The sequence below is a fragment of the Clostridium moutaii genome (assembly GCF_041205085.1).
In the GTDB taxonomy this organism is placed as follows: domain Bacteria; phylum Bacillota; class Clostridia; order Clostridiales; family Clostridiaceae; genus Clostridium_B; species Clostridium_B moutaii.
In genome coordinates this window covers 101,804-126,226 of record NZ_JBGEWD010000004.1, presented here as the reverse complement: position 1 = coordinate 126,226, position 24,423 = coordinate 101,804, and the positions used below count along the sequence as shown (strand labels likewise).

General features: G+C 33.3%; 20 protein-coding genes and 1 riboswitch. Of the genes, 19 read left to right on the top strand and 1 reads right to left on the bottom strand.

Going from position 1 to position 24,423, the window contains the following annotated elements; genetic code table 11:
- The first annotated feature begins 10 nt into the window (after positions 1-10).
- The 3 genes from AB8U03_RS06115 to AB8U03_RS06105 are packed head-to-tail and all read left to right on the top strand — an operon-like array spanning position 11 to position 2,830.
- The gene (locus AB8U03_RS06115) at positions 11-1,720 is read left to right on the top strand and encodes a LytS/YhcK type 5TM receptor domain-containing protein (RefSeq protein ID WP_369703661.1); all 1,710 of its coding nucleotides are present in this window, start codon (positions 11-13) and stop codon (positions 1,718-1,720) included.
- Positions 1,713-2,486 (top strand): LytR/AlgR family response regulator transcription factor, encoded by a 774-nt coding sequence (locus AB8U03_RS06110; RefSeq protein WP_369703660.1) that lies wholly within the window; start codon positions 1,713-1,715, stop codon positions 2,484-2,486. The genes AB8U03_RS06115 and AB8U03_RS06110 overlap by 8 nt, the downstream gene beginning before the upstream one ends.
- A gap of 47 nt (positions 2,487-2,533) precedes the next feature.
- Positions 2,534-2,830 (top strand): thiamine-binding protein, encoded by a 297-nt coding sequence (locus AB8U03_RS06105; RefSeq protein ID WP_369703659.1) that lies wholly within the window; start codon positions 2,534-2,536, stop codon positions 2,828-2,830.
- A 43-nt stretch (positions 2,831-2,873) separates the two neighbouring features.
- Here AB8U03_RS06105 and AB8U03_RS06100 read toward each other — a convergent pair whose 3' ends face one another.
- Complete coding sequence (locus AB8U03_RS06100) at positions 2,874-4,787, bottom strand: ABC transporter ATP-binding protein (RefSeq protein WP_369703658.1); 1,914 nt, start codon at positions 4,785-4,787, stop codon at positions 2,874-2,876.
- 271 nt (positions 4,788-5,058) lie between these two features.
- Here AB8U03_RS06100 and AB8U03_RS06095 point away from each other — a divergent pair, with 271 nt between their 5' ends.
- From AB8U03_RS06095 to guaA, 16 genes are all read left to right on the top strand, one after another.
- Entirely contained in the window at positions 5,059-5,691 is a 633-nt protein-coding gene (locus AB8U03_RS06095) for a redox-sensing transcriptional repressor Rex (protein ID WP_369703657.1), read from the top strand.
- Between the two features lie 225 nt (positions 5,692-5,916).
- Positions 5,917-6,696, top strand: coding sequence for a short-chain-enoyl-CoA hydratase (locus AB8U03_RS06090; protein WP_369703656.1), 780 nt, complete (start codon positions 5,917-5,919; stop codon positions 6,694-6,696).
- An 84-nt stretch (positions 6,697-6,780) separates the two neighbouring features.
- Positions 6,781-7,920, top strand: a complete 1,140-nt coding sequence (locus tag AB8U03_RS06085) for an acyl-CoA dehydrogenase (protein WP_369703655.1) — start codon at positions 6,781-6,783, stop codon at positions 7,918-7,920.
- Between the two features lie 14 nt (positions 7,921-7,934).
- Positions 7,935-8,714, top strand: a complete 780-nt coding sequence (locus AB8U03_RS06080) for an electron transfer flavoprotein subunit beta (RefSeq protein WP_369703654.1) — start codon at positions 7,935-7,937, stop codon at positions 8,712-8,714.
- 16 nt (positions 8,715-8,730) lie between these two features.
- The gene (locus AB8U03_RS06075) at positions 8,731-9,732 is read left to right on the top strand and encodes an electron transfer flavoprotein subunit alpha/FixB family protein (RefSeq protein ID WP_369703653.1); all 1,002 of its coding nucleotides are present in this window, start codon (positions 8,731-8,733) and stop codon (positions 9,730-9,732) included.
- A 53-nt stretch (positions 9,733-9,785) separates the two neighbouring features.
- On the top strand, positions 9,786-10,634 hold the full coding sequence (locus tag AB8U03_RS06070; RefSeq protein WP_369703652.1) for a 3-hydroxybutyryl-CoA dehydrogenase: 849 nt from the start codon (positions 9,786-9,788) through the stop codon (positions 10,632-10,634).
- 409 nt (positions 10,635-11,043) lie between these two features.
- A complete protein-coding gene (locus tag AB8U03_RS06065) occupies positions 11,044-13,314 on the top strand; it encodes a bifunctional dihydroorotate dehydrogenase B NAD binding subunit/NADPH-dependent glutamate synthase (RefSeq protein ID WP_369703651.1) in 2,271 nt (756 codons plus the stop codon).
- 175 nt (positions 13,315-13,489) lie between these two features.
- Positions 13,490-14,398 carry a DNA-3-methyladenine glycosylase family protein gene (locus tag AB8U03_RS06060; protein ID WP_369703650.1) on the top strand — a complete coding sequence of 303 codons (909 nt, stop codon included), beginning with the start codon at positions 13,490-13,492 and terminating at the stop codon, positions 14,396-14,398.
- 114 nt (positions 14,399-14,512) lie between these two features.
- Positions 14,513-14,674 (top strand): DUF1540 domain-containing protein, encoded by a 162-nt coding sequence (locus tag AB8U03_RS06055; RefSeq protein ID WP_369703649.1) that lies wholly within the window; start codon positions 14,513-14,515, stop codon positions 14,672-14,674.
- Between the two features lie 204 nt (positions 14,675-14,878).
- Positions 14,879-15,790: a GH25 family lysozyme gene (locus AB8U03_RS06050; RefSeq protein ID WP_369703648.1), complete on the top strand. Its 912-nt coding sequence runs from the start codon at positions 14,879-14,881 to the stop codon at positions 15,788-15,790.
- Positions 15,791-16,027: 237 nt separating this feature from the next.
- Positions 16,028-17,518: a 4Fe-4S dicluster domain-containing protein gene (locus tag AB8U03_RS06045; RefSeq protein WP_369703647.1), complete on the top strand. Its 1,491-nt coding sequence runs from the start codon at positions 16,028-16,030 to the stop codon at positions 17,516-17,518.
- Positions 17,519-17,716: 198 nt separating this feature from the next.
- Positions 17,717-18,439 carry a TVP38/TMEM64 family protein gene (locus tag AB8U03_RS06040; protein ID WP_369703646.1) on the top strand — a complete coding sequence of 241 codons (723 nt, stop codon included), beginning with the start codon at positions 17,717-17,719 and terminating at the stop codon, positions 18,437-18,439.
- A 344-nt stretch (positions 18,440-18,783) separates the two neighbouring features.
- On the top strand, positions 18,784-19,068 hold the full coding sequence (gene groES, locus AB8U03_RS06035; RefSeq protein WP_369703645.1) for a co-chaperone GroES: 285 nt from the start codon (positions 18,784-18,786) through the stop codon (positions 19,066-19,068).
- Between the two features lie 63 nt (positions 19,069-19,131).
- On the top strand, positions 19,132-20,766 hold the full coding sequence (gene groL / locus AB8U03_RS06030) for a chaperonin GroEL (RefSeq protein ID WP_369703644.1): 1,635 nt from the start codon (positions 19,132-19,134) through the stop codon (positions 20,764-20,766).
- Positions 20,767-21,071: 305 nt separating this feature from the next.
- A riboswitch (purine riboswitch) is annotated at positions 21,072-21,169 on the top strand.
- A 108-nt stretch (positions 21,170-21,277) separates the two neighbouring features.
- Positions 21,278-22,735 (top strand): IMP dehydrogenase, encoded by a 1,458-nt coding sequence (gene guaB / locus AB8U03_RS06025; RefSeq protein ID WP_369703643.1) that lies wholly within the window; start codon positions 21,278-21,280, stop codon positions 22,733-22,735.
- Between the two features lie 123 nt (positions 22,736-22,858).
- The gene (guaA, locus tag AB8U03_RS06020) at positions 22,859-24,391 is read left to right on the top strand and encodes a glutamine-hydrolyzing GMP synthase (protein ID WP_369703642.1); all 1,533 of its coding nucleotides are present in this window, start codon (positions 22,859-22,861) and stop codon (positions 24,389-24,391) included.
- Positions 24,392-24,423: the final 32 nt, after the last annotated feature.

The following is a 24,423-nucleotide window of genomic DNA, read 5'->3' as shown; positions in this document are numbered from 1 at the left end:
GGTGGTAAATTTGATATATATTCAATTGCTTGAAAGCATGGCACTCATAGCCTTAGCTGCATACATATACAATCAATCTCATGTTTTAAAAAATTTAATTAAGGATGAATTAAAACTTATAGACAAGATTGCGCTTATAGCATTTTTTAGTTTATTAGGTATTATAGGCAATTATACCGGAGTTAATGTAGAACCTTATGCAATAAGCAATATTAAACCAATAGGTTCTATGCAGGCAGGTTATATTGGTTTACATGATGCCATAGCCAATACCAGGCCTATAGCAGCTATAGTATCAGGATATATAGGAGGACCTGTATTTGGAGTAATAGTTGGAATGATCGCAGGAACTCACAGGTATTTTCTGGGAGGATTCACAGCACTTTCATGTGGGATTGCCACTGTAGTGGAAGGATTGGTTGGAGGTTTTATAAGAAAATACTCAAAGGATGCAGGCCTTAATTTAAAACAGGCATTTATTGGAGCAGCGACTGCAGAATTTTGTCAGATGATTATAATTTTAATGATTTCAAGGCCATTTAGTGCAGCCCTTAAATTAGTGGAAATTATAGCCCTGCCAATGATATTGATAAATTCTCTGGGTACAGTAATTTTTATAAATATAATAAAAAGTGCAAAAGAAGAATACAATAGAATTGGGGCAATTGAAGCACAAAGGGCATTGAATATTGCAAAAAGAACTGTAAATTATATGAGAAAGGGACTTGATGAAGGAACAGCAAAAAATGTATCCGAAATAATATATGAGATGACTAACGTGGAGGGAATAGTTATAGGAGATAAAAATGGTTTTTTGGCTTACTCAGGCATTAATATAAATGAGGATAAATTAAAACGAAAAATAGAGGATTATAGCAGAGATCCTGATTATAGAACTATTGAGTTAATAGATGAGACAAATTCTATATTTTTTGTATGTACTCCATTTAAAGTGCCAAATTCGAATTTCGAAGGAGTATTGGGATTAGGAGTAAAATCCCCAAAAAATATTGACCCTTATTTTGTGCAGTTTGGAAAGGAACTAAGTGAACTCCTGTCAAATCAAATAGAATTATATAAATTAGACAAACTGGCTAAAGAAGCATCTACGGCAGAATTCAGGGCTTTGAGGGCACAGATAGAGCCTCACTTTTTATTCAATGCACTGAATACCATAGCCTCCTTTTGCAGAACGAATCCTTTAAAAGCCAGGGAGCTTATTATAGACTTGTCTAATTATTTCAGGCAGACATTGAAAAGACAGGAGGATTTTGTTTATTTAAAAGATGAGGTGGAATTTATTCAATCTTATATTTCTATTGAAAAAGCCAGATTTGGAAATAGATTAAACTTAATTATAGATATACCGGATGAAATGATGGATAGAAAGGTACCTGTATTTGTACTTCAACCAATTATAGAAAATGCTATAAAACATGGTATATTACCAAAGGCAGAGGGAGGGAAGGTGTACCTTAAAGCATATTTCCAAAATGATCAAATACGTTTTTCTATAGTAGATACAGGAGTGGGTATGAATGAAGAGAAATTAAATGAAGTTCTAACTGAATGGCCGGGAATAGGATTAAAAAATGTAAACGAGAGATTGAAATTATTATATGGAGAAGATCATGGACTGGATATAAAAACTTCTGTAAATAATGGTACAAAAGTTAGTTTTTTAATATCAATGAGGGAGGTTTCGTCAATAAATGGATAAATTAAAATGTATTATTGTAGAAGATGAGAGACCTGCTGCGGAAGAGCTGAATTATATAATATCACAATATGAAAATATATCTGTAGATGGAATTGCCTATGATGGTAAAAGTGGTATGGAACTTGTAAAAGCGAAGAAACCTAATGCTGTGTTTCTGGACATAAATATGCCAGTGGAAAATGGAATTGAAGTGGCAAAAGATATTAGAAGGTTTGACAAGGATATTAATATAATATTCGTCACTGCTTATGAGGAACATGCAGTGGAGGCATTTGAATTATATGCTTTGGATTATTTACTTAAGCCTTTTGATGAAAATAGAATAGAGATTACTATGAACAGGCTTATACGTAAATGTAAGGAAAAGAGTGAAGAAAATGAAAAGATACCAAAGGATATCCTGATTGAAATAATAGATAAAATTGATAAAGAAAAAAAATTGGTTAAAAAGATACCCTGTGAAAGACAAGGTAAGATAATCCTGGTTAATGTAAAGGATATCTATTATTGTTATATAAAAGATGATAAAACCTATGTAAAAATTAAGGATGACAGTTATTTAGTAGGATATACTTTGGGTCAAATAGAAGAACGAACCGATTTTTTCAGATCTCACAGGAGCTTTTTAGTCAATATAGACAATATTAAAGAATTGTACTCTTGGTTTAATGGAACTTATAAATTAGTTATGGATGACAGGGAAAAATCTGAAATACCAATAAGCCGAAATAATGTAAGAAAGTTAAAAGAACTACTTAAAATATAGTTTAGTAGTTCTTTCAATTTAATATATTTTGCAAGGAGTGATCTATTATGGCATTGGCAAATGTAAGCATACAGGTTTTGCCTGTGGTTGAAGAAAAGGATTTATATCATGTAGTAGACAAGGTTATTGAGTATATAGATTCTTGCGGGGTAAAATATGAAGTAGGTCCTATGGAAACTACTATGGAAGGAGAACTGAGTCAACTTTTAAAAATAGTTGAAACTGCCCAGAACATATGTGTAGAACAGGGGGCATCCAGGGTAGCATCTGTAGTAAAAATAGACTATAAACCTTCTGGAATTACTATGGAAGAGAAAGTAGGTAAATATAGGAAAAACAAATGATGTTTTTCCTATATAAGCTTTACATTTTAAACTTTGATACAATTTACAGCATCTTTTCCCACATGCTGTATAGAGTGTCTATTTTATTTTGTGTATCTAAAACTTTTTTGTTTATTTCACTGCTTTTTTTAGAATCAGAATAAACTTCCTCTAAACATAATTTTTCCTGTAATTTTAACAAAGAATCTTCTAACTTTGATATTTCTTCTTCAATGTGTTTTACTTTAGCTTTTTCTTCATTCTTGACTTTTTCCAAGTCTTTTTTCTTCTTTTTCTCATGTTGTATTTGAGTTTTAGTTTTTCCAGCATCTTTTTCTTGTCTTTCAAACCTCAATGGATTAGTCTTTTTTTCAACATAATAGGAGTAATTGCCTAGATATTCTTTCATGCCATTTTTACTTAATTCATATATCTTACTTACGGATTTGTTTAAAAAGTATCTGTCATGAGAAATTACAAGTAAAGTGCCATTATAGTTTGACAGGGCTTCTTCTAAAGCTTCACGGGAAGTTATATCCAAATGGTTTGTAGGTTCATCTAAAAGTAAAAAGTTGGATTTGGATAATATTAGTTTTAGTAAATTTATTCTGCATTTTTCGCCACCGCTTAAAGATGAAATTTTTTTGAACACTTCATCTCCAGTGAAAAGAAAGCTGGCCAATGAATTTCGTATTTCTGTAGCAGTTAATTTGGGAAACTTATCCCATACTTCATCTATAATAGTTTTTTCAGGATTCAGGTCAGATTGTTCCTGATCATAATAGCCTATTGTGACATTTTTACCTAATGTACAAATACCATAATCTTCTTTTAGCTTTCCCATAATTATTTTAAAAAGTGTGGTTTTACCACAGCCATTTTCACCAATAATTGCTGTCCTCTCACCTTTTTTTATTTCTAAATTTAAATTTTCAAATAATAATTCATTATTAAAGCTTTTGCACAGATCTTCTATATGGAGTACATCATTTCCACTATTTAACTGAGTCTCAAATATTACATTCTTGATTTTTTTATCTTTGTCAGGAGGAGCTATCCTTTCTAGTTTGTTCAACATCTTTTCTCTGCTTTCTGCTGCTTTTATACTCTTTTCCCTGTTAAAAGATCTGTATTTTTCAATAATTTGTTCCTGCTTTTTTATTTCCATCTGCTGTATGTTATATGCTTTTAACTGAACTTCATAATTCTTTTTTTTAAGTTCTAAGTATTTGGTATAATTACCGCCATAATGATTTACATGACCATTTATGAGTTCAATGGTGGAATGTGTTATAGCATCTAGAAAATATCTGTCATGGGATATTATTATAACAGTACCCTTATAGACTTTTAAGTAGTCTTCCAGCCATTCTATGGCATCCAGGTCCAAATGATTGGTCGGCTCATCTAATAAAAGTATATCAGGCCTTGTTAAAAGCAGCTTGCAAAGGGCCACACGTGTCTTTTTGCCTCCACTTAGTACATTTATAGGTCTGCTGTATTCATCTTCAGAAAACCCCAATCCTTTTAAAACTTTGCTTATCTCCGCTTTGTAAGTATACCCCCCTCTATTTGTATAAAGTTCTGAAAGAGTGGTATAATCGTCAATTAATTTATTGTGATAATCTTCATTATGAAGATCATAGGGTTCATTCATTAAGGATTCTAGTTTGCTAAGCCTCTTTTCCAAATTAACAAGATCCTCAAATACAGTATACATTTCATCATAAATTGTATTTGAAGAATTTAAAGAGAGATGTTGGGTTAAATAACCTAATGTCTTGGATTTATCTATATACAAATCTCCATTATCGTAACTTGATTTATTTGTCAAAATGTCAAACAAGGTAGACTTACCAGCTCCATTTGGACCTATTAATCCTACTCTGTCTCCTTCATTTATGTTGAAAGTTATATCTTCAAGTATAATTTTTATTCCATAGCTTTTATGAATATTTTTGCAACTTAAAACTATCATAAGTAATAACACCTTCCTTAATCATTAATATTTTACTATGTATGGTGACTTTTTTGTAGTACTATTTGTGTTATTATAGAAATTATAATTATATTTTGTTGAAAACATATAAAAATATAAGAAGGTAGTAAATAAAATAATAAAAAAGAAACTATTGACATATGTTATAATAAAATAATAGTATAAATGATAGAACTAAATCATATAAGATTATTTGCTATAAATAAATATAGTAGTTGATACACTAAATTTTATAAATATGAGGTGCTTTATGGATAGAAAAAAGAATATATCAATGGCTGTTATAAAAAGATTACCAAAATACCATAGGTATTTAAGCGATTTAATGAGAAATGACGTAGATAGAATATCTTCAAAAGAATTAAGTGAAAAAATTGGGTTTACAGCCTCCCAGATAAGACAGGATTTAAATTGTTTTGGAGATTTCGGACAGCAGGGGTATGGATATAATGTAAGTGAATTGTATAGCCAGATATGCAACATACTTGGACTTACAAAATTATATAGAACAGTAATAATAGGAGCAGGAAATATAGGTCAGGCCATAGCTAATTATACTAGATTTGAAAAATTAGGTTTTGAGTTAAAAGCTATATTTGATATAAATCCTAAACTCATAGGTATTAGGATTAGAGATATTGAAATAAATGATATAGATTATTTATCTGACTATTTAAAAGAAAATGTTATAGATATAGGATCAATATGTGTGCCAAGTAATAATGCCCAAAAAGTTTGCGATATTTTAGTTAAAAACGGAGTAAGGGGTATCTGGAATTTTGCTCCCGTGGATCTTATTGTACCAGGGGATGTGAAAGTGGAAAATGTTCATTTAAGTGACAGCTTATTGACATTGAGCTGCCTTTTAAATGATACGGAGTAAAAATCAATTAAAATAGTAAGTTATGAGCTTTAATTTTAGATGATTAAATTAGCGGTAATTATATTTATTTATATTGAAATGTGTAATTTTAAGGTATATAATAATAAATAAAGTAAAGAGATTTACTTTATCTATTGTTATGTATATTTGTGATATTATTAACAATAGTTTGTTAATAAACTGTTTAATTTTAATATAAATATATTTAAAATTGGGGGGATTAATATGGAATATAGGAATATTATTCTTGAAAAGCAGGGGAAATTGGCTTTAATCACAATAAATAGACCTAAGGCACTTAATGCTTTAAATTCGGAAACATTAAAAGAAATAGATAGTGCCATAGATGACATTGGAACAGATGATAGTGTACTAGTTGTAATAATTACGGGAGCAGGTAAATCTTTTGTAGCTGGAGCAGATATAACAGAGATGAAGGATCTTAATTCTGTTGAAGGAAGAAAATTCGGCATACTGGGAAATAAAGTTTTTAGAAAACTAGAGAATCTAGAAAAACCTGTTATAGCAGCGGTAAATGGTTTTGCACTGGGCGGTGGATGCGAACTATCATTAGCTTGTGATATAAGAATAGCTTCATCCAAAGCTAAATTTGGACAACCGGAAGTAGGTCTTGGAATTACTCCAGGTTTTGGTGGAACTCAAAGGCTTGCAAGGACAGTGGGGTTGGGTATGGCTAAGGAACTTATATATACTGCAAAGATGATAAAAGCTGAAGAAGCTCTTAGAATAGGATTGGTAAATAGAGTAATTGAACCAGAAAAATTATTGGAAGAAGCTAAGAATTTAGCAAATAGCATAGCCGATAATGCACCTATAGCTGTTAGAATGTGTAAAGCTGCTATAAATAAAGGTATCCAATGTGGCATAGATACAGCAATAGCTTATGAATCAGAAGTATTTGGGGAATGTTTTGCTACAGAAGATCAAAAAGAAGGAATGACAGCCTTTGTAGAAAAAAGAGAAAAGTGCTTTAAAAATAAATAACTCAGCTGTATTATAGGGATCTTATTTTAAATGTTTACAAAAGCTATATTTTATAGCTTCTAAACTATTTAGGGGGTAAAATAAATGGATTTTGAATTAACAAGGGAACAAGGATTTGTAAAACAAATGGTAAAAGAATTTACCGAAAAAGAAGTTAGTCCAATAGCCGCTGAAATAGATGAAACCGAGAGATTTCCTCAAGAAACAGTGGATAAGATGGCTAAGTATGGGATGATGGGAATACCTTTTCCAGTTGAATATGGCGGAGCTGGTGGAGATACTTTATCCTATATATTAGCAGTGGAAGAACTTTCCAAGGCCTGTGCCACTACTGGAGTTATATTATCAGCACATACTTCACTTTGTGCTTCATTAGTCCAACAGTTTGGTACAGAGGATCAGAAAAAGAAGTATTTGATTCCATTGGCAAAAGGAGAAAAATTAGGTGCTTTTGGATTGACAGAACCTAATGCAGGTACTGATGCCTCAGGTCAACAAAGTCAAGCTATACTTGAAGGAGATCACTATGTTTTAAATGGGCAGAAGATATTTATAACAAACGGAGGAGTTGCAGATATATTTGTAGTATTTGCTATGACAGACAGAAGTAAGGGTACAAGGGGGATATCAGCTTTTATCTTGGAAAAGGGAATGCCAGGTTTCTCCATAGGTAAAATTGAGAATAAAATGGGAATAAGAGCTTCTTCTACTGCAGAATTGGTATTTGAAGATTGTATAGTTCCAAAAGAAAATTTAGTAGGAAAAGAAGGAAAGGGCTTTGGAATAGCAATGAAAACTCTTGACGGTGGAAGAATTGGTATAGCCGCACAAGCACTTGGTATCGCAGAAGGTGCTTTAAATGAGGCCGTTGAATATATGAAAGAAAGAAAACAGTTTGGAAGGCAGCTTTTTAAATTTCAGGGTTTAGGCTGGGCAGTAGCAGATTTGGATACTAAAATAGAGGCTACAAAATATTTGGTGTATAAAGCAGCTTTGAATAAAGATAAAGGGGTTCCTTATACAGTTGATGCTGCAAGAGCTAAATTAATTGCGGCAAATGTAGCTATGGAAGTAACAACTAAGGTAGTGCAGTTATTTGGTGGATATGGATATACTAAAGATTATCCTGTAGAAAGAATGATGAGAGATGCTAAAATAACTGAAATATATGAAGGAACTTCAGAAGTTCAAAAGATGGTTATTTCAGGAAATATATTTAAATAGGGGGGACACTTATAATGAATATAGTTGTTTGTTTAAAACAGGTACCAGATACCAATGAAGTTAAAATAGATCCTAAAACTGGAACATTAATAAGAGAGGGTGTTCCATCAATAATAAATCCAGATGATAAAAATGCTCTTGAAGAGGCACTGGTTATAAAGGAAAAGGAAGGTGGAAAAGTTACAGTAATAAGTATGGGACCTCCACAGGCAGAAGCAGCACTGAGAGAAGCTTTGGCTATGGGTGCTGATGAAGCAATACTTATATCGGATAGAGCTTTTGCAGGTGCAGATACTTGTGCTACTTCCTATGCATTGTCAGGTGCACTTAAGAAATTGGACTATGATATAATTTTTGCAGGCAGACAGGCAATAGATGGAGATACAGCTCAAGTAGGACCTGAAATAGCAGAATTCCTTCAAATACCACAAGTTACTTATGTAGAAAAAGTTGATGTTGTAGGTGATAAGTTAAAAATCAAAAAGGCATGGGAAGATGGATATGAAACAGTAACAGTAAAAACTCCAGTACTTCTTACAGCTATAAAGGAATTAAATGAGCCCCGATATATGCATATGAAAAATATATTTAAAATTTTCAAAGAGGATGTAAAGGTATGGCATGCAGATGATATAGAGGTAGATAAATCCCTTCTTGGGCTTTCGGGTTCTCCAACAAGAGTTAGAAGATCAGCTACGAAGGAAGCAAAAGGACAAGGAGAAATAGTTAATAAGCCATATAAGGAAGCTGTAACGTATGCACTTTCGAAATTAAAGGAAAAACATTTAATTTAATTAGGGGGGATTTATAATGAACATAACAGAGTATAAAGGTGTATGGGTATTTGCAGAACAAAGGGACGGAAACCTGCAAAAAGTTGCACTAGAATTGCTTGGGAAAGGTAGAGAATTAGCAGATAAATTGGGAGTGGAATTGACAGCTGTACTACTAGGCAGTCAAATAGATAATATAGCTAAGGAATTAATTGCTTACGGTGCTGACAAAGTATTGTATGCTGACAGTCCACTTTTGAAGCACTATACCACAGATGCCTATGCTAAAGTAATTTGTGATGTAATAAATGATAAAAAACCTGAAGCATTTCTTATAGGTGCGACATTTATAGGAAGAGATTTGGGACCAAGAGTGGCAGCAAGGCTGAGGACAGGACTTACGGCTGATTGTACAGGACTTGATATTGATGCAGAGTCAAAAAATCTACTTATGACAAGGCCGGCATTTGGAGGAAATTTGATGGCTACTATAGAGTGTGCTGATCACAGACCTCAAATGTCTACTGTAAGACCAGGAGTTTTTGAAAAGCTTAAAAAAGATGAAAATAGAACTGTCAATATAAATAAATTTACAGCTGATTTAAGATCTTCAGATATTAGATTGAAGGTAGATGAAGTAATAAAAATTGCCAAGGATGTAATGGATATAGGAGAAGCAGATGTAATAGTATCCGGAGGAAGAGGACTTGGAAGTAAAGAGGGTTTTAAAGTTCTAAAAGAACTTGCAGATTTGTTGGGCGGAACAATAGCAGGCTCCCGTGCAACAATAGATAGTGGCTGGATTGACAAGGCATATCAGGTAGGACAAACAGGTAAAACCGTAAGACCTAAATTGTATATAGCTTGTGGAATATCTGGAGCTATACAGCATTTGGCAGGAATGCAGGACAGTGATTTTATTGTGGCCATAAATAAAGATGATGGCGCACCTATGATGAAGGTGGCAGATTTGGCTTTGGTTGGAGATTATAGAAAGATCATACCTGAAATGGTATCTCAAATTAAAGCTATAAAATAACATATTTTACAGCTGAGAATGTTAAACTATTAAATCTTAGGGGAGGAATATAAATGAAAAAGGTGTGTATTCTTGGTGCCGGAACAATGGGTTCGGGAATAGCTCAGGCTTTTGCATCAAAAGGCATAGAGGTTATAATAAGGGATATAAAAGATGAGTTTGTTGAAAGAGGAATTTCAGGAATAAAAAAAGGATTTAAAAAGAGAATAGCTAAAGGTAAAATTACAGAAGCAGATGCTGATGCTATAATTGCTAGAATTAAAGGAACAGTTGACCTTAAATTGGCAGCTGATTGCGATCTGGTAGTAGAAGCAGCAGTTGAGAATATGAAAATAAAGAAGCAGATTTTTGCTGAATTAGATGAAATATGTAAACCGGAAACTATTTTGTCTTCCAACACTTCCTCATTGTCTATAACTGAAATAGCATCTGCGACAAATAGACCTGACAAGGTTATAGGTATGCATTTCTTTAATCCGGCTCCTGTTATGAAATTAATTGAAATAACAAAGGGAATGGCTACGTCACAGGAAACTTTTGATAAAATCAAAGAAGTTTCTGTCAGTATAGGAAAAGATCCGGTAGAAATAGCAGAAGCTCCAGGATTTGTTGTAAATAGAATATTGATACCATTGGTAAACGAAGGAATTTGCATATTTGCTGAAGGAATAGCTTCTGCAGAAGACATAGATAAAGCTATGAGACTTGGAGCAAACCATCCTATGGGACCTTTGGAATTAGGAGATCTTATAGGATTGGATGTATGCCTTGCCATCATGGATGTACTGTTTAAAGAAACAGGAGATCCTAAATATAGAGCTCATTCATTACTTAGAAAATATGTAAGAGCTGGATGGCTTGGAAGAAAAACGGGAAAAGGATTTTATGATTATAAGAAGTAATTTATAATTGAAGTCAGAATCTTTAAAAGATCGTTAAATTATTTTATAAGTGATTATGAAATTGATTTAATGGTCTTTTTGTCTCATTTTATTTTAATAGAAATATTTATAATATTCAGGTTATTGATCATGTACTTTTTGAAATAATATGATATAATTATAAAGAATTATTATAGGTCAAATATAAATAAGAGAGGGGTTAAGAACGTCAAAGATAGAGATATGCAAGCATATTTATTGATATGCAGGTTATGTTGACATGTAGGGTAAACTGTATCCGAATTTACGCCCTTGGAGTGGATGACCAAACGAAATAGCTTTTATTGGCTAAATCGACACTATGAAAGGGGAATAGACATTTGTTCTGTAAGATCTTATAGAACTTAGATGTTTTAAGTGGCGAAATGATATGTATAAAATAGTACAAAAAAAAGAATTAGCACCCAATATATTTTTAATGGACATAGAAGCACCAAGAGTTGCAAAGTCCTGTTTACCGGGACAATTTGTTATAGTAAAAATAGATGAAAAGGGTGAAAGAATACCTTTAACTATCTGTGATTATGATTCAAAAAAAGGTACAGTTACAATAGTATTCCAGACAATGGGAGATTCAACAAAAAGAATGGCTGAGTACAATGTAGGGGAATATTTTGAAGACTTTGTTGGACCATTGGGACAGCATTCTGAGTTTGTAAATGAAAATATTGAGGAACTTAAGAAAAAAAATATAATATTTGTAGCAGGAGGCGTTGGTACTGCTCCGGTGTATCCACAGGTAAAGTGGCTTCATCAACATGGAATAAATGCAGATGTCATAGTGGGATGCAAATCAAAAAATTATCTGCTTTTTGAAGAAGAGCTAAAACCAATTTGTGATAATCTTTATATAGCTACTGATGATGGAAGTTATGGTTACAAAGGCTTTGTTACAGATCTTTTAAAGGAGCTTATTGATAAAAAAACTAAAGATTATGATTATGTAATTGCTATAGGACCAATGATAATGATGAAGTTCATAACCCAGCTCACTAAAAAATATGAAATTAAAACTATAGTAAGCTTAAATCCAATAATGGTAGATGGTACTGGGATGTGTGGAGCTTGCAGGGTTACCATAGGTGGAGAAGTAAAGTTTGCCTGTGTGGACGGACCAGAGTTTGATGGACACCTTATAGATTTTAATGAAGCTATGAGAAGACAGGCTATGTATAAGACTGAAGAAGGAAGAAAGATATTAAAAAAAGAAGAAGGAGATACCTTTGACAGAAAAGGTTGTGAATGTAAGGCAGAGAAAGTAGATAGAAAGAAAAGAGTTCCCATAAAGGAACAGGATCCTAAAGTAAGGGCTACTAATTTTGAAGAAGTATGTCTTGGATATACTGAAGAAGAAGCTGTAAAAGAAGCATCTAGATGCCTAAACTGTAAAAAGCCATTGTGTATAACTCAATGTCCTGTTTCCATAAGTATACCTAAATTTATTGAACAAGTTAAGAACAAAAATTTCGAGGAAGCTGCTAAAATAATAGCTGAGTCCAGTGCACTTCCGGCAGTTTGCGGAAGAGTATGTCCTCAAGAAACTCAATGTGAAGGGAAATGTGTACTTGGAATAAAGGGAGATGCTATTGCCATAGGAAAATTGGAAAGGTTTGTAGCAGATTGGTCTAGAAAAAATAATGTTGATTTGTCTAAGACCTTACCGAAAAATGGGAAAAAGGTGGCTGTAATAGGCAGCGGGCCATCGGGACTTACTTGTGCAGGAGATTTAGCAAAACTTGGATATGACGTTACTATATTTGAAGCATTACATAAGGCAGGTGGAGTTTTAGTATATGGTATTCCTGAATTTAGACTTCCTAAAGATACAGTAGTAGGACATGAAGTGGAAAATGTAAAAAAATTGGGAGTTAAAATAGAAACAGATGTAATAGTAGGGAGAACCATTACTATAGATGAACTTTTGGAAAAGGAAGGCTTTCAGGCAGTATTTATAGGCTCAGGAGCAGGATTGCCAAGGTTTATGGGCATACCTGGGGAAAACCTCAATGGAGTGTTCTCTGCTAATGAGTTTTTGACAAGAAGTAATCTTATGAAGGCATTTAAAAAGGATTATGATACACCTATAAAGGTTGGGAAAAAGGTTGCTGTAGTAGGTGGAGGAAATGTTGCAATGGATTCTGCAAGAACAGCACTTAGACTGGGAGCAGAAGTATATATAATATACAGAAGATCTGAATCAGAAATTCCAGCAAGGGCGGAAGAAGTTCATCATGCTAAGGAAGAGGGAATAAATTTTCATCTTTTAACTAATCCTGTAGAAATATTAGGGGATGAAAAAGGATGGGTTAAAGGAATACGATGTGCGAAGATGAAATTAGGTGAACCAGATGCGTCTGGAAGGAGAAGACCTGTTAAAATAGAGGGTTCAGAATTTGACTTGGATGTGGATACAGTAATCATGGCTCTTGGAACTTCGCCGAATCCACTTATAGCTTCTACTACAAAGGGGCTTGAAATGAATAAACGCAAATGTTTGGTGGCACAAGAGGATACTGGACTTACTACAAGAGAAGGAATATATGCTGGAGGAGATGCAGTAACTGGAGCTGCAACTGTAATACTTGCCATGGGAGCAGGTAAAAAGGCAGCAAAAGCTATAGATGACTATTTGAAAAAATAATTAAAAAACTGTACTGGAATCTCCTAGTACAGTTTTTTTTAAATGTTTTATGGAATAATATAATGGACAGTACACAATGCACAATTTACAGTGAACAATACACAATTAATGAGGATTTTTATATATATCGAAAATCTTTCAAAACTTTCAACTTTATTATTAAAGGAGCAGATATATGGATTTTAATTATATAGAGGATTTTAAAGATGGAATTGTAATAAAGGATGCAAGAAATTTTGAATTGCCCCATATATTTGATTGCGGGCAGTGCTTCAGATGGAAGAGAGAAGAAAATGGAAATTACATAGGGGTAGCTTTGGGAAAAGTCATTGAAGTGGAAAAAAGAAATAATGATGTATTATTGTACAATACATCTCAGAAGGATTTTAAAGAAATATGGGCGGATTATTTTGATCTATATAGGGATTATGATGAAATAAAGAATATACTTGGTGAAGATCCAACTTTAAAAAAAGCTGTAGAGTTTGGGAGAGGAATTAGACTTTTAAAACAGGATCCCTTTGAGCTAATTATTTCCTTTATAATATCTGCTAATAATAGAATACCAATGATAAAAAAGGCTATAAAAAATATAAGTGAAAAATGGGGAGAACCTATAGAATATAAGGAAAAAACATATTATAGTTTCCCCAAATTGGATAGATTAAAAGAAGCAAGTTTAGAGGAACTTGCTTCCTGTGGAACTGGTTTTAGAAATAAATATATTGTAGATACTGTACAGAAAATTTATTGTAATGGTACTGAAGGTCAACAAAACTATGATGAATCATATGATATTGATTGGATTAGAATGCAGGAGGCTGAAGTGTGCCATAGGGAGTTGCAAAAGTTTATGGGTATAGGACCTAAAGTTGCAGATTGCATTATGCTTTTCTCCATGCAAAAGTATTCTGCATTTCCTGTAGATGTCTGGGTCAAGAGAGCAATGAATCACTTTTATTTAGCACCAGATGTATCTTTGAAGAAGATAAGAGATTTTGGAATAGATAAATTTGGTCAGTTATCGGGATTTGCCCAGCAGTATTTGTTCTATTACGCCAGGGAGAACAGTATAAAAATATAGAATTTGTTTATGCTTTTTTCATTATATATTAATAATTTACTGGTATATCAATCATTGTTTTGGCAATACTAAGTTTTGTAAATTATAAATTATAAATGAGAGGAGACTTATATTATGAATTCACCTAGAATGGAAGTTAAATGTGGTGTTGACTGCTGCAATTACTGGGAAAATAATTGTTGCAATGCTGATGCACTGGAGGTTAACCCGATGAGGGGCAAAAAACCTAATACCAGTGACGATACCTGTTGTACAACATTTAAACCATCTAAATAAAGTGATTCTTAGGTTTAAGTGGAATTTGCTCATAAGGAATGTTTTATCTATTCGAACCTTTTCAAAATTTACTTTGAGGAAGCTTTTTATAAGAGAAGGACAGCCAGGGGTTAGACCCCGGATTGTCCTTCTTTTTCTGTACCTGGGAAAATATCTTTTAACTTATTTAGTACTATTTAATATATTTATAGTAGAGGTGGTCTTATGCTGAAAGGTGTAGATATAAGTAATTTAAATGGATCAATCAATATGAATTTAATTAGAAGTGCAGGTAACTCTTTTATTGTCGCAAAGGCAACAGAAGGAGGTACTTTTATAGATAAATATTATGGATTTAATATAGCTGGTGCTAAATCTGTACAACTTCTTGCTGGAGCTTACCATTTTGCCAGATTTCAGGATGAATCTAAAGCAGTACAGGAGGCAAATTTTTTTAAGACTACTGCTGCAGCAGCCAGACCTGATTTTGTAGTCTTGGATTTTGAACAGCAATGCAGCGGAGATATGACAGATGCATGTCTGGCATTTTTAGATATAGTATCTGAAGTTGCACCGGCTCTTATTTACTGTAATCCGAGCCGTATAAAGGCATATTTGAATTCTAAAATAACTAAATATTCCCTTTGGATAGCTCATTATGGAGTTAATTACCCAAGTATTATATTGTGGAATGAATATGCCATATGGCAGTATTCCGAAGAGGGCAAGATACAGGGTATAAGCGGAAATATAGATTTGAATTATATGACTGAAAAATTTTACAACGGCTTTGGGACAAGACTGCAAAATACACTTGTAGAGCAGATTAAAGCTCTTCAATATGACCTCAATATAGATTACAATGCTAAATTGATTATAGATGGGATAGCAGGTCCAGCAACTATTTCAGCATTAAGGGGAATACAAAATATTATTGTTAAAGGTTACAAGTCCAATGTAGTTTTATGGATTCAGCAGAAATTAGAAAATTATGGGTATCTGAAGAAAAATTCCTATACACCTATGCTTTATGATGAAGCTACATTCCAGGCCGTCACCAATTTACAAAAAAATTGGCAAAGACCAACGGATGGAGTTTTAAGAGCAGACACATGGAGTGTATTTTTAAACAATTAAAATGATTCTGAGTCTAAAATAGTGTAAGAACTATTTTAGACCTTATTTGGATCTGTACTATTTTTACAGTTATACTGATACGGATTGAATTTGAAATTGGTATGCTGTGGATTGTTACTAAATCAGGAATTTAAAAAATAAACATTAATTTTGTAAAACTGTTACATTTAAAACTACAATCTGTTATAATTTAGACAATGAGAAGTATATTATTAAATGTCATGGAGGAATACTAGAATGATAAATTTTGAAACTCCACTAAAAAGATTAAAATATTTAGTGTTAAAGGAAGTTGCTTCTTTGGTTAAGGGAAATAAATTAAATAAAGAAGAATTGGAAAAGGTGCCATATAAAATAATTCAGGATGACGATAAAGCGGAATATAGGTGTTGTGTATATAAAGAAAGAGCAGTTGTATATGAAAGAGCTCTGTTGGCTTCAGGATTTGTTCCTACTAGTAATATTACATTGGATTTGAAGCACATTTCAGATAAGGATCACATAATGTATGTTCTTTCAGCTGCCTGTGATAGATGTCCAATATATAAATACAGTGTAACAGAAGCCTGTAGGGGATGCATACAGCACAAATGTATGGAAGTGTGTCCGGCAAATGCAATATCAAGGATTAATGGTAGATCGCATATAGATCATGATATCTGCAAAGAATGTGGCATGTGTAAAAAAGCATGTCCTTATAATGCCATAGCAGAAGTAATGAGACCTTGTAAAAGGTCTTGTCCAACGGGGGCATTGGAGATAAATTCAGATAGTAAAAAGGCAATGATAGATAAGAAAAATTGTATCAATTGCGGTGCCTGTATGGCTGCATGTCCATTTGGAGCTATATCAGATAGAAGTTATATTTCAGAAGTTATAAAAAGTCTATGTGAAAAAAAAGAGATATATGCTGTAGTGGCTCCGGCTATAACAGGCCAATTCGGAGCTAAAGTTGCAGTAGGACAAGCTAAGAGCGCATTTAAAAAACTTGGATTTAAGGACATGATGGAAGCTGCCTGCGGGGCAGATGCAGTAACTGTAAATGAATCAAATGAATTTGTAGAGAGAATGAAATCAGGAGATAAATACATGACAAATTCATGCTGCACGGGATTTATGAGTTATATTGAAAACAAATTTCCAGGTGAAGTGTCAAGAATATCCAGCACTGTTTCACCTATGATTGCTGCAGCTAGAATGATTAAAAAGGAAAATAAAGATGCAATTGTAGTTTTTATAGGACCTTGTACTGCTAAAAAAAGTGAAATAAATAGGAAATCTATAAAAGGTGCAGTGGATTATGTTTTAACATTTGAAGAAATATCAGCACTGATGGGGGCATTTGGTGTAGAACCTGAAGATTGTGAGGATATACCTGTAGATGATGCATCTCTTTATGGAAGAGGGTTCGCCCAAGAAGGTGGACTTACATCTGCCATAGAAAATTATATAGGTGACAAAAAATGTGACATTCCATTTGAACCTGTAAGGGTAAGTGGAAAAGATGAGATAAAAAAAGCTATGACCATGGCTAAATCAAAGAGGCTTCAGGGTAACTTTATAGAGGGAATGATGTGTCAAGGCGGATGTATTGGTGGACCGGCTGCAATGACACAAATTATGAGAGCAAAACCACAGTTGGTCAAATTTAGTAAACAGTCCAATAAAAAATCCGTGCTTTCCAACGAAAATTTAAGAAGATTTAAAGAAATTAATTTAAATAGATAACTTAAAAATGCACTGATAATTTACTAAAAGTTATCAGTGCATTTTAATCTTTAAAGTTTAATTAAAATTTAAGGTAATAATGCAGACTATTTGTGATAAAATTGCTATAAATCATATTCTAGTCTACAAAAGTATATGATAAAATTAACTGGATATAATTAATATTAAAATATAAGTATGTTATAAGGGTGATATGGGTTGAAAACTTATAGTGAAAGATTTAAAAAAAAATTAACAGAATATAAATCCTATCTAGTATTGGGTGTGATACTGGTTATATTGCTTATTGCAGCTTATGAATATTATTATAAATATATTTATATATTCAGGGATCCTAATAAAATAAAGAATATAATAATGTCTTATGGCAGATATGGTATATCGGTGTTTTTATTTATTCAAATTTTACAGGTAATAGCCTTTTTTATACCCGGGGAAATTATTCAAATTGCAGGCGGATATATATATGGTACTTTATTTGGAAGCATACTATCTATTATAGGTATAACTGCGGGAAGTATAATTGACTATAGTGTATCCAGAATTTATGGAAAACCTCTTATAAATAAAATAATATCGAAAAGACATTTAAGATTTTTTGATAAAATATTGCAACTGGGAAGTGTGAATTACATAGTATTTTTACTGTATTTAATTCCGGGTATACCTAAGGATATTTTAGCTTACATGTGCGGTATATCCAGTATTAGCCTTAGAAATTTTGTATTATGCTCAACTTTTGGAAGATTGCCTGGGATAATTATTTCCACTTATTTTGGCTCAAAGATATATTCGGGAAATAAAATAGTATTGATAATTATAGCTGTAATGATGACTTCACTATTTGCAATAGGTGTATTAAAAGGAGAAAAAATAATAGCTAAAACGGTAAAAAAATTTCAATCAGAGAGCAATAAGTAAATTTGAAACATTGCTTATTGCTTTTTTTGTTCAAATAAGTTTCAATTATTTTGTATATATAATCCTAGTTGGAAGATAATAATAATATTGGTTTCTTTATGAAATATCTGCATATCAGTATATTTGTGAAATTAATAGAAATAAGCTGAAATATCTATTTAATTAAAGCATATTAGATATTTTCTATGAAAAATAGTATAATATATGTAAAATTTAAATTTGATAATATAAATGGTATTCATTATTATAATAATTGTATTAGCACTCATAATTAATGAGTGCTAACAAGGAAAGCTAAAAAATAAATTAAAATAAATTTAAAGTATTTTGAAGGAGGGGTTTAGATGAAAATTAGACCACTTGGAGACAGGGTTGTAATTAAAAAAATTGAAGCAGAGGAAACCACAAAAAGTGGTATCGTTTTACCAGGTACTGCTAAAGAAAAGCCACAAGAAGCAGAAGTTGTAGCAGTAGGACCCGGTGGAATAGTTGATGGAAAGGAAGTTAAGATAGGAGTTAAAGTAGGAGAAAGAGTATTATTCTCCAAATATGCTGGAAATGAAGTAAAAATAGATGGTACAGAATATACCATCTTAAGACAAGATGATATATTGGGTATAATTGAGTAGAAAAGTTGATTTTCAGGAACAAAAAGTATTTATTATAACAAGTAGTTGTAAGGAGGTTTTTTTATGGCAAAAAGTATTTTATTTAGTGAAGACGCAAGAGCAAAGATGCAAGAGGGCGTAAATAAATTAGCAAATACAGTAAAAATAACCCTTGGACCTAAGGGAAGAAATGTAATACTTGACAAAAAATTTGGTTCCCCACTCATTACAAATGATGGTGTTACTATAGCAAAAGAAATAGAATTGGAAGATCCTTATGAAAATATGGGAGCTCAGCTTGTAAAGGAAGTTGCTACAAAGACAAACGATGTGGCAGGAGATGGAACTACTACTGCAACTTTACTTGCTCAGGCTATAATAAGAGAAGGCTTAAAAAATGTTACAGCTGGAGCTAATCCAATGCTTATAAGACAAGGCATAAAAATAGCTGTAGATAAGGCTGTAGAGGAAATAAAGAAGGTTTCAAGAACTGTAAATGGAAAAGAAGATATAGCAAGAATTGCAGCTATATCAGCTTCTGATGAGGAAATTGGTAAATTAATAGCTGATGCTATGGAAAAGGTAGGCAATGAGGGTGTTATAACCGTTGAAGAATCTAAAACTATGGGAACTGAACTAGAAGTAGTTGAGGGTATGCAATTTGACAGAGGTTATTTAAGTGCATATATGGTTACAGATACAGAAAAGATGGAAGCTGCACTAGAAGATCCGTATATTTTAATAACAGATAAAAAGTTATCAAATATTCAAGATATACTTCCATTACTTGAGAAAATAGTTCAACAAGGGAAGAAGTTACTTATAATAGCTGAAGATGTAGAGGGTGAAGCACTTACAACTTTAGTTGTAAATAAATTGAGAGGAACATTTACCTGCGTAGCAGTAAAAGCACCTGGTTTTGGAGATAGAAGAAAAGAAATGCTCCAAGATATAGCAATACTTACCGGTGGCCAGGTGATTTCTGAAGAACTTGGAAGAGACTTGAAGGAAGTTGACTTACAAGATTTAGGAAGAGCTGAATCAGTAAAAATAGATAAAGAAAATACTACTATAGTAAATGGAAGAGGAGATAAAAAGGCTATTAAAGATAGAGTATCTCAAATCAAGGTGCAGATAGAGGAAACTAGTTCTGACTTTGATAAAGAAAAATTGCAGGAAAGACTTGCTAAACTTGCAGGTGGAGTAGCCGTAATACAAGTTGGAGCAGCAACTGAAACAGAATTAAAAGAGAAAAAAATGAGAATAGAAGATGCTTTAGCAGCTACTAAAGCAGGAGTTGAAGAAGGTATGGGACCTGGCGGCGGAACTGCTTATATCAATGCAATTCCAGAAGTCGAAAAATTAACTTCTGATATACCAGATGTAAAAGTTGGTATAGATATAGTAAGAAAAGCATTGGAGGAACCAGTTAGACAAATAGCAGCTAATGCTGGTGCTGAAGGTTCTGTAATAATTGAAAAAGTTAGGAATAGTAAAGTTGGTATTGGCTACAACGTATTAAAGGATGAATATGTAGACATGGTTGAAAGCGGAATAGTAGATCCAACTAAAGTTACAAGATCAGCACTTCAAAATGCAGCATCTGTAGCAGCTACATTCTTAACTACAGAAGCAGCAGTAGCAGATGTTCCAGAAAAGAATACTACTGCTCCGGCAGCAGGTGCACCAGGAATGGGCGGAATGGAAGGAATGTACTAATCTCAGATAAATATATCAAGTGATTCTTAGGTTCAGAAGGAATGTTTTTCATATCTGAATCTTAGAAGAACTTATGTAGGGGTGTAGCAGTGCTCATCATCCTCATGCTTTGAAGAGGCTGGGGACGTTAGCAATGGTAGCCTTCGGATAAAATAACCTCATATCATTAGATATGGGGTTATTTTATATGATGAATTTTGTGTTGCTTTTTGAAATAACATAAATTCACATTGACAAAAGCAAAAAAATTGAATAAAATAGTGTAAATAGTTAATAAGATAGATAGAAATATATCGAAATTTGTAGAAAATAAAATTTTTCCAACTCATATATTTCCTGAATATGGCAGGAAGTATCTACCGGAAGCCGTAAATTTCCGACTATGAGTGGAATTATTATGGTATAACCATATTAATTTCATCATAAGTGAATTTAGTATGGATTTTTTATTAAATTAAATAGTATTTTAAGAATGAATATTAATATATTATAATTTTAGGAGTGATTTTAATTGGCAAAGATTTTAAAAGCAGCTTATACTTTTGATGATGTACTATTAGTACCAAACAAGTCTGAAGTTCTACCCAGGGAAGTTTCACTGGCAACTAATCTAACTAAAAGAATCAAATTAAATATACCTCTTATGAGTTCCAGTATGGATACTGTCACTGATTCAAAAATGGCTATTGCTATGGCAAGAGAAGGGGGCATTGGAATAATACATAAAAATATGTCCATAGAACAGCAGTCCATAGAAGTGGATAAAGTGAAAAGACAGGAAAATGGAGTAATTACAGATCCATTTTATCTTTCACCAGATAATAGCATAAATGATGCACTTACACTTATGAGTAAATACAGAATATCTGGTATCCCAATTACTGTAGACGGAAAGTTAGTAGGTATAATCACAAATAGGGATATAGTTTTTGAAACTAATTATGACAATAAGATCTCTCAGGCAATGACCAGTAAGAATCTTATAACGGCTCCGGAAAATACTACCATTGAAGAAGCCAAAGAAATATTGAAAACTCATAAAATAGAAAAACTGCCTTTGGTAGATGAAAATAATAATTTAAGAGGACTTATAACTATAAAAGATATAGAAAAGGTGAAAAGATTTCCGCGAAGTGCTAAAGACAGTAAAGGAAGACTTTTATGTGGTGCTGCTGTAGGCGTTACCAGAGACATGATGGATAGAGTAGATTCATTGGTTAAAGTAGGCGTGGATGTTATAACTGTAGATACAGCCCATGGCCATTCAAAGGGAGTTTTAAAAGCAGTGGAGACTATAAAAGAAAACTATCCTGAATTGCAAATTATTGCAGGAAATGTTGCGACAGCAGAAGCTACTAGAGATTTAATCAAAGTCGGAGCGGATTCAGTAAAAGTAGGTATCGGACCGGGTTCCATATGTACGACAAGGGTAATATCAGGGGTGGGAGTGCCACAGCTCACAGCAGTAATGGATTGTGTAGAGGAGGCTAACAAATTTGGTATCCCAGTTATTGCAGATGGTGGAATAAAGTATTCAGGAGATATAGTAAAAGCACTGGCCGCTGGAGCAAAAGTAGCTATGATGGGTTCTATGTTTGCAGGTTGTGACGAGGCTCCAGGTGAAACTGAAATATATAAAGGAAGAAGTTATAAGGTTTATAGGGGAATGGGTTCTTTAAGTGCTATGGCTTGTGGAAGTAAGGATAGATACTTTCAGGAGGGAAATAAAAAATTAGTTCCTGAAGGAGTAGAAGGAAGAGTACCTTATAAAGGACCTGTGGCAGATACCATATTTCAGCTTTTAGGAGGAGTACGTTCAGGAATGGGATATTTAGGAGCACCTACATTAAAAGACTTGTATGAAAAAGCTACTTTTGTGATCCAATCTTCAGCAGGCCTTAGAGAAAGCCATCCTCACGATATATCTATGACGAGGGAAGCTCCTAACTATAGTGTCAGACAAGAATAATGAAATTAAAATATTCATTTTATATAATTGGTTTATGTACAATATGTGTTTTTGGGTGATATAATTAAATCAGTTAAAATCATGATAATTGTTGCAATCATTTAGGTAGTTAGGAGGAAGTTTATGGACAGGCAGATGGTTATTGTAATTGATTTTGGGGGACAATATAATCAACTTATAGCAAGAAGAGTCAGGGAAAATAATGTGTATTGTGAGATAGTTCCCTATACTTGCCCCTTAGATAATATAATAGATAAAAATCCCAAGGGGATAATATTTACAGGTGGTCCCAAAAGTGTATACGGGGAAAATGCACCAAAAATAAGTAAAAATATTTTTAAGCTGGGAATCCCAATTTTAGGTATATGTTATGGACACCAATTTATATGTGGTAATTTAGGTGGAGAGGTTAAAAGTGCTGCAGTTAGAGAATATGGAAAGGCAAATGTCACATTGGATAATAGCAGTGTTTTGTTTAGTGGCATTGATAAAGAACAGAGCTGCTGGATGAGCCATACAGATGTGGTATCCCGTGCGCCAGAGGGTTTTAAAGTTATAGCTACTACTGATGAATGTCCTGTAGCAGCTGTAGGAAATGATTCCAAGAAGATATATGGAGTTCAGTTTCATCCGGAAGTTGAGCATACTCCTTTTGGTAGAAAAATGATTACAAACTTTTTACTTAAGATCTGTAACCTAAAGGGAGATTGGTCTATGTCTTCTTTTGTAGAGGAAAAAGTAGAACTTATAAGGGAAAAGGTTGGGGATAAAAAAGTGATATGTGCCATGTCCGGAGGTGTGGATTCTTCCGTAGCGGCAGTTCTTGTACATAGAGCTGTAGGGAAAAAACTTACCTGTATTTTTGTGGACCACGGGCTTCTTAGAAAAGACGAAGGAAATCAAGTAGAACATGTATTTAAAAAACAGTTCGATATGAATTTTATAAGAGTAAATGCCAGGGATAGATTTTTGGGAAAGTTAAAGGGAATATCCGATCCTGAAAAAAAGAGAAAAATAATAGGAGAGGAATTTATAAGAGTATTTGAAGAAGAAGCTAGGAAACTGGGAGAAATAGGTTTTTTAGTTCAGGGAACTATATATCCTGATGTGGTTGAAAGTGGTCTTGGAACTTCCGATACTATAAAAAGTCACCATAATGTAGGGGGACTTCCAGAAAACATGGATTTTAAACTTATAGAACCTCTCAGAGAATTATTTAAAGATGAAGTCAGGGCTGTAGGAGAAAAACTTGGTATACCCCATAAGTTAGTCTGGAGGCAGCCATTCCCGGGACCCGGTCTTGCAATAAGGGTTTTAGGGGATATTACAGAGGAGAAACTTGAAATAACCAGAGAAGCAGATGCAATATTTAGAGAAGAAATAGCAAAGGCAGGATTGGATGAATCCATATGGCAGTACTTTGCATGTCTTCCCAATATACGTTCTGTGGGAGTAATGGGTGATGAGAGAACCTACTGCTACACCGTTGCCCTCAGAGCCGTCATATCTACAGATGCCATGACTTCGGATTGGGCGAGGATACCTTATCACGTATTGGATAAAGTATCTAGAAGAATAGTAAATGAAGTCAAAGGTGTAAACAGAATTGTATATGACATAACAAGCAAACCGCCTGCTACAATCGAATGGGAATAATCACTTGAAAAAGTGTCCTGAAACATATCCAG

Bases quoted from the DNA above. Each gene is read 5' to 3' on its own strand.
- AB8U03_RS06095 (WP_369703657.1), top strand. From the start codon at position 5,059: ATGGATAGAAAAAAGAATATATCAATGGCTGTTATAAAAAGATTACCA.
- AB8U03_RS06090 (WP_369703656.1), top strand. From the start codon at position 5,917: ATGGAATATAGGAATATTATTCTTGAAAAGCAGGGGAAATTGGCTTTA.
- groES (WP_369703645.1), top strand. From the start codon at position 18,784: ATGAAAATTAGACCACTTGGAGACAGGGTTGTAATTAAAAAAATTGAA.
- AB8U03_RS06110 (WP_369703660.1), top strand. From the start codon at position 1,713: ATGGATAAATTAAAATGTATTATTGTAGAAGATGAGAGACCTGCTGCG.
- AB8U03_RS06100 (WP_369703658.1), bottom strand. From the start codon at position 4,787: ATGATAGTTTTAAGTTGCAAAAATATTCATAAAAGCTATGGAATAAAA.
- AB8U03_RS06065 (WP_369703651.1), top strand. From the start codon at position 11,044: ATGTATAAAATAGTACAAAAAAAAGAATTAGCACCCAATATATTTTTA.
- guaA (WP_369703642.1), top strand. From the start codon at position 22,859: ATGGACAGGCAGATGGTTATTGTAATTGATTTTGGGGGACAATATAAT.
- AB8U03_RS06060 (WP_369703650.1), top strand. From the start codon at position 13,490: ATGGATTTTAATTATATAGAGGATTTTAAAGATGGAATTGTAATAAAG.
- AB8U03_RS06085 (WP_369703655.1), top strand. From the start codon at position 6,781: ATGGATTTTGAATTAACAAGGGAACAAGGATTTGTAAAACAAATGGTA.
- AB8U03_RS06105 (WP_369703659.1), top strand. From the start codon at position 2,534: ATGGCATTGGCAAATGTAAGCATACAGGTTTTGCCTGTGGTTGAAGAA.
- AB8U03_RS06075 (WP_369703653.1), top strand. From the start codon at position 8,731: ATGAACATAACAGAGTATAAAGGTGTATGGGTATTTGCAGAACAAAGG.
- AB8U03_RS06080 (WP_369703654.1), top strand. From the start codon at position 7,935: ATGAATATAGTTGTTTGTTTAAAACAGGTACCAGATACCAATGAAGTT.
- AB8U03_RS06045 (WP_369703647.1), top strand. From the start codon at position 16,028: ATGATAAATTTTGAAACTCCACTAAAAAGATTAAAATATTTAGTGTTA.
- AB8U03_RS06050 (WP_369703648.1), top strand. From the start codon at position 14,879: ATGCTGAAAGGTGTAGATATAAGTAATTTAAATGGATCAATCAATATG.
- AB8U03_RS06055 (WP_369703649.1), top strand. From the start codon at position 14,513: ATGAATTCACCTAGAATGGAAGTTAAATGTGGTGTTGACTGCTGCAAT.
- groL (WP_369703644.1), top strand. From the start codon at position 19,132: ATGGCAAAAAGTATTTTATTTAGTGAAGACGCAAGAGCAAAGATGCAA.
- AB8U03_RS06070 (WP_369703652.1), top strand. From the start codon at position 9,786: ATGAAAAAGGTGTGTATTCTTGGTGCCGGAACAATGGGTTCGGGAATA.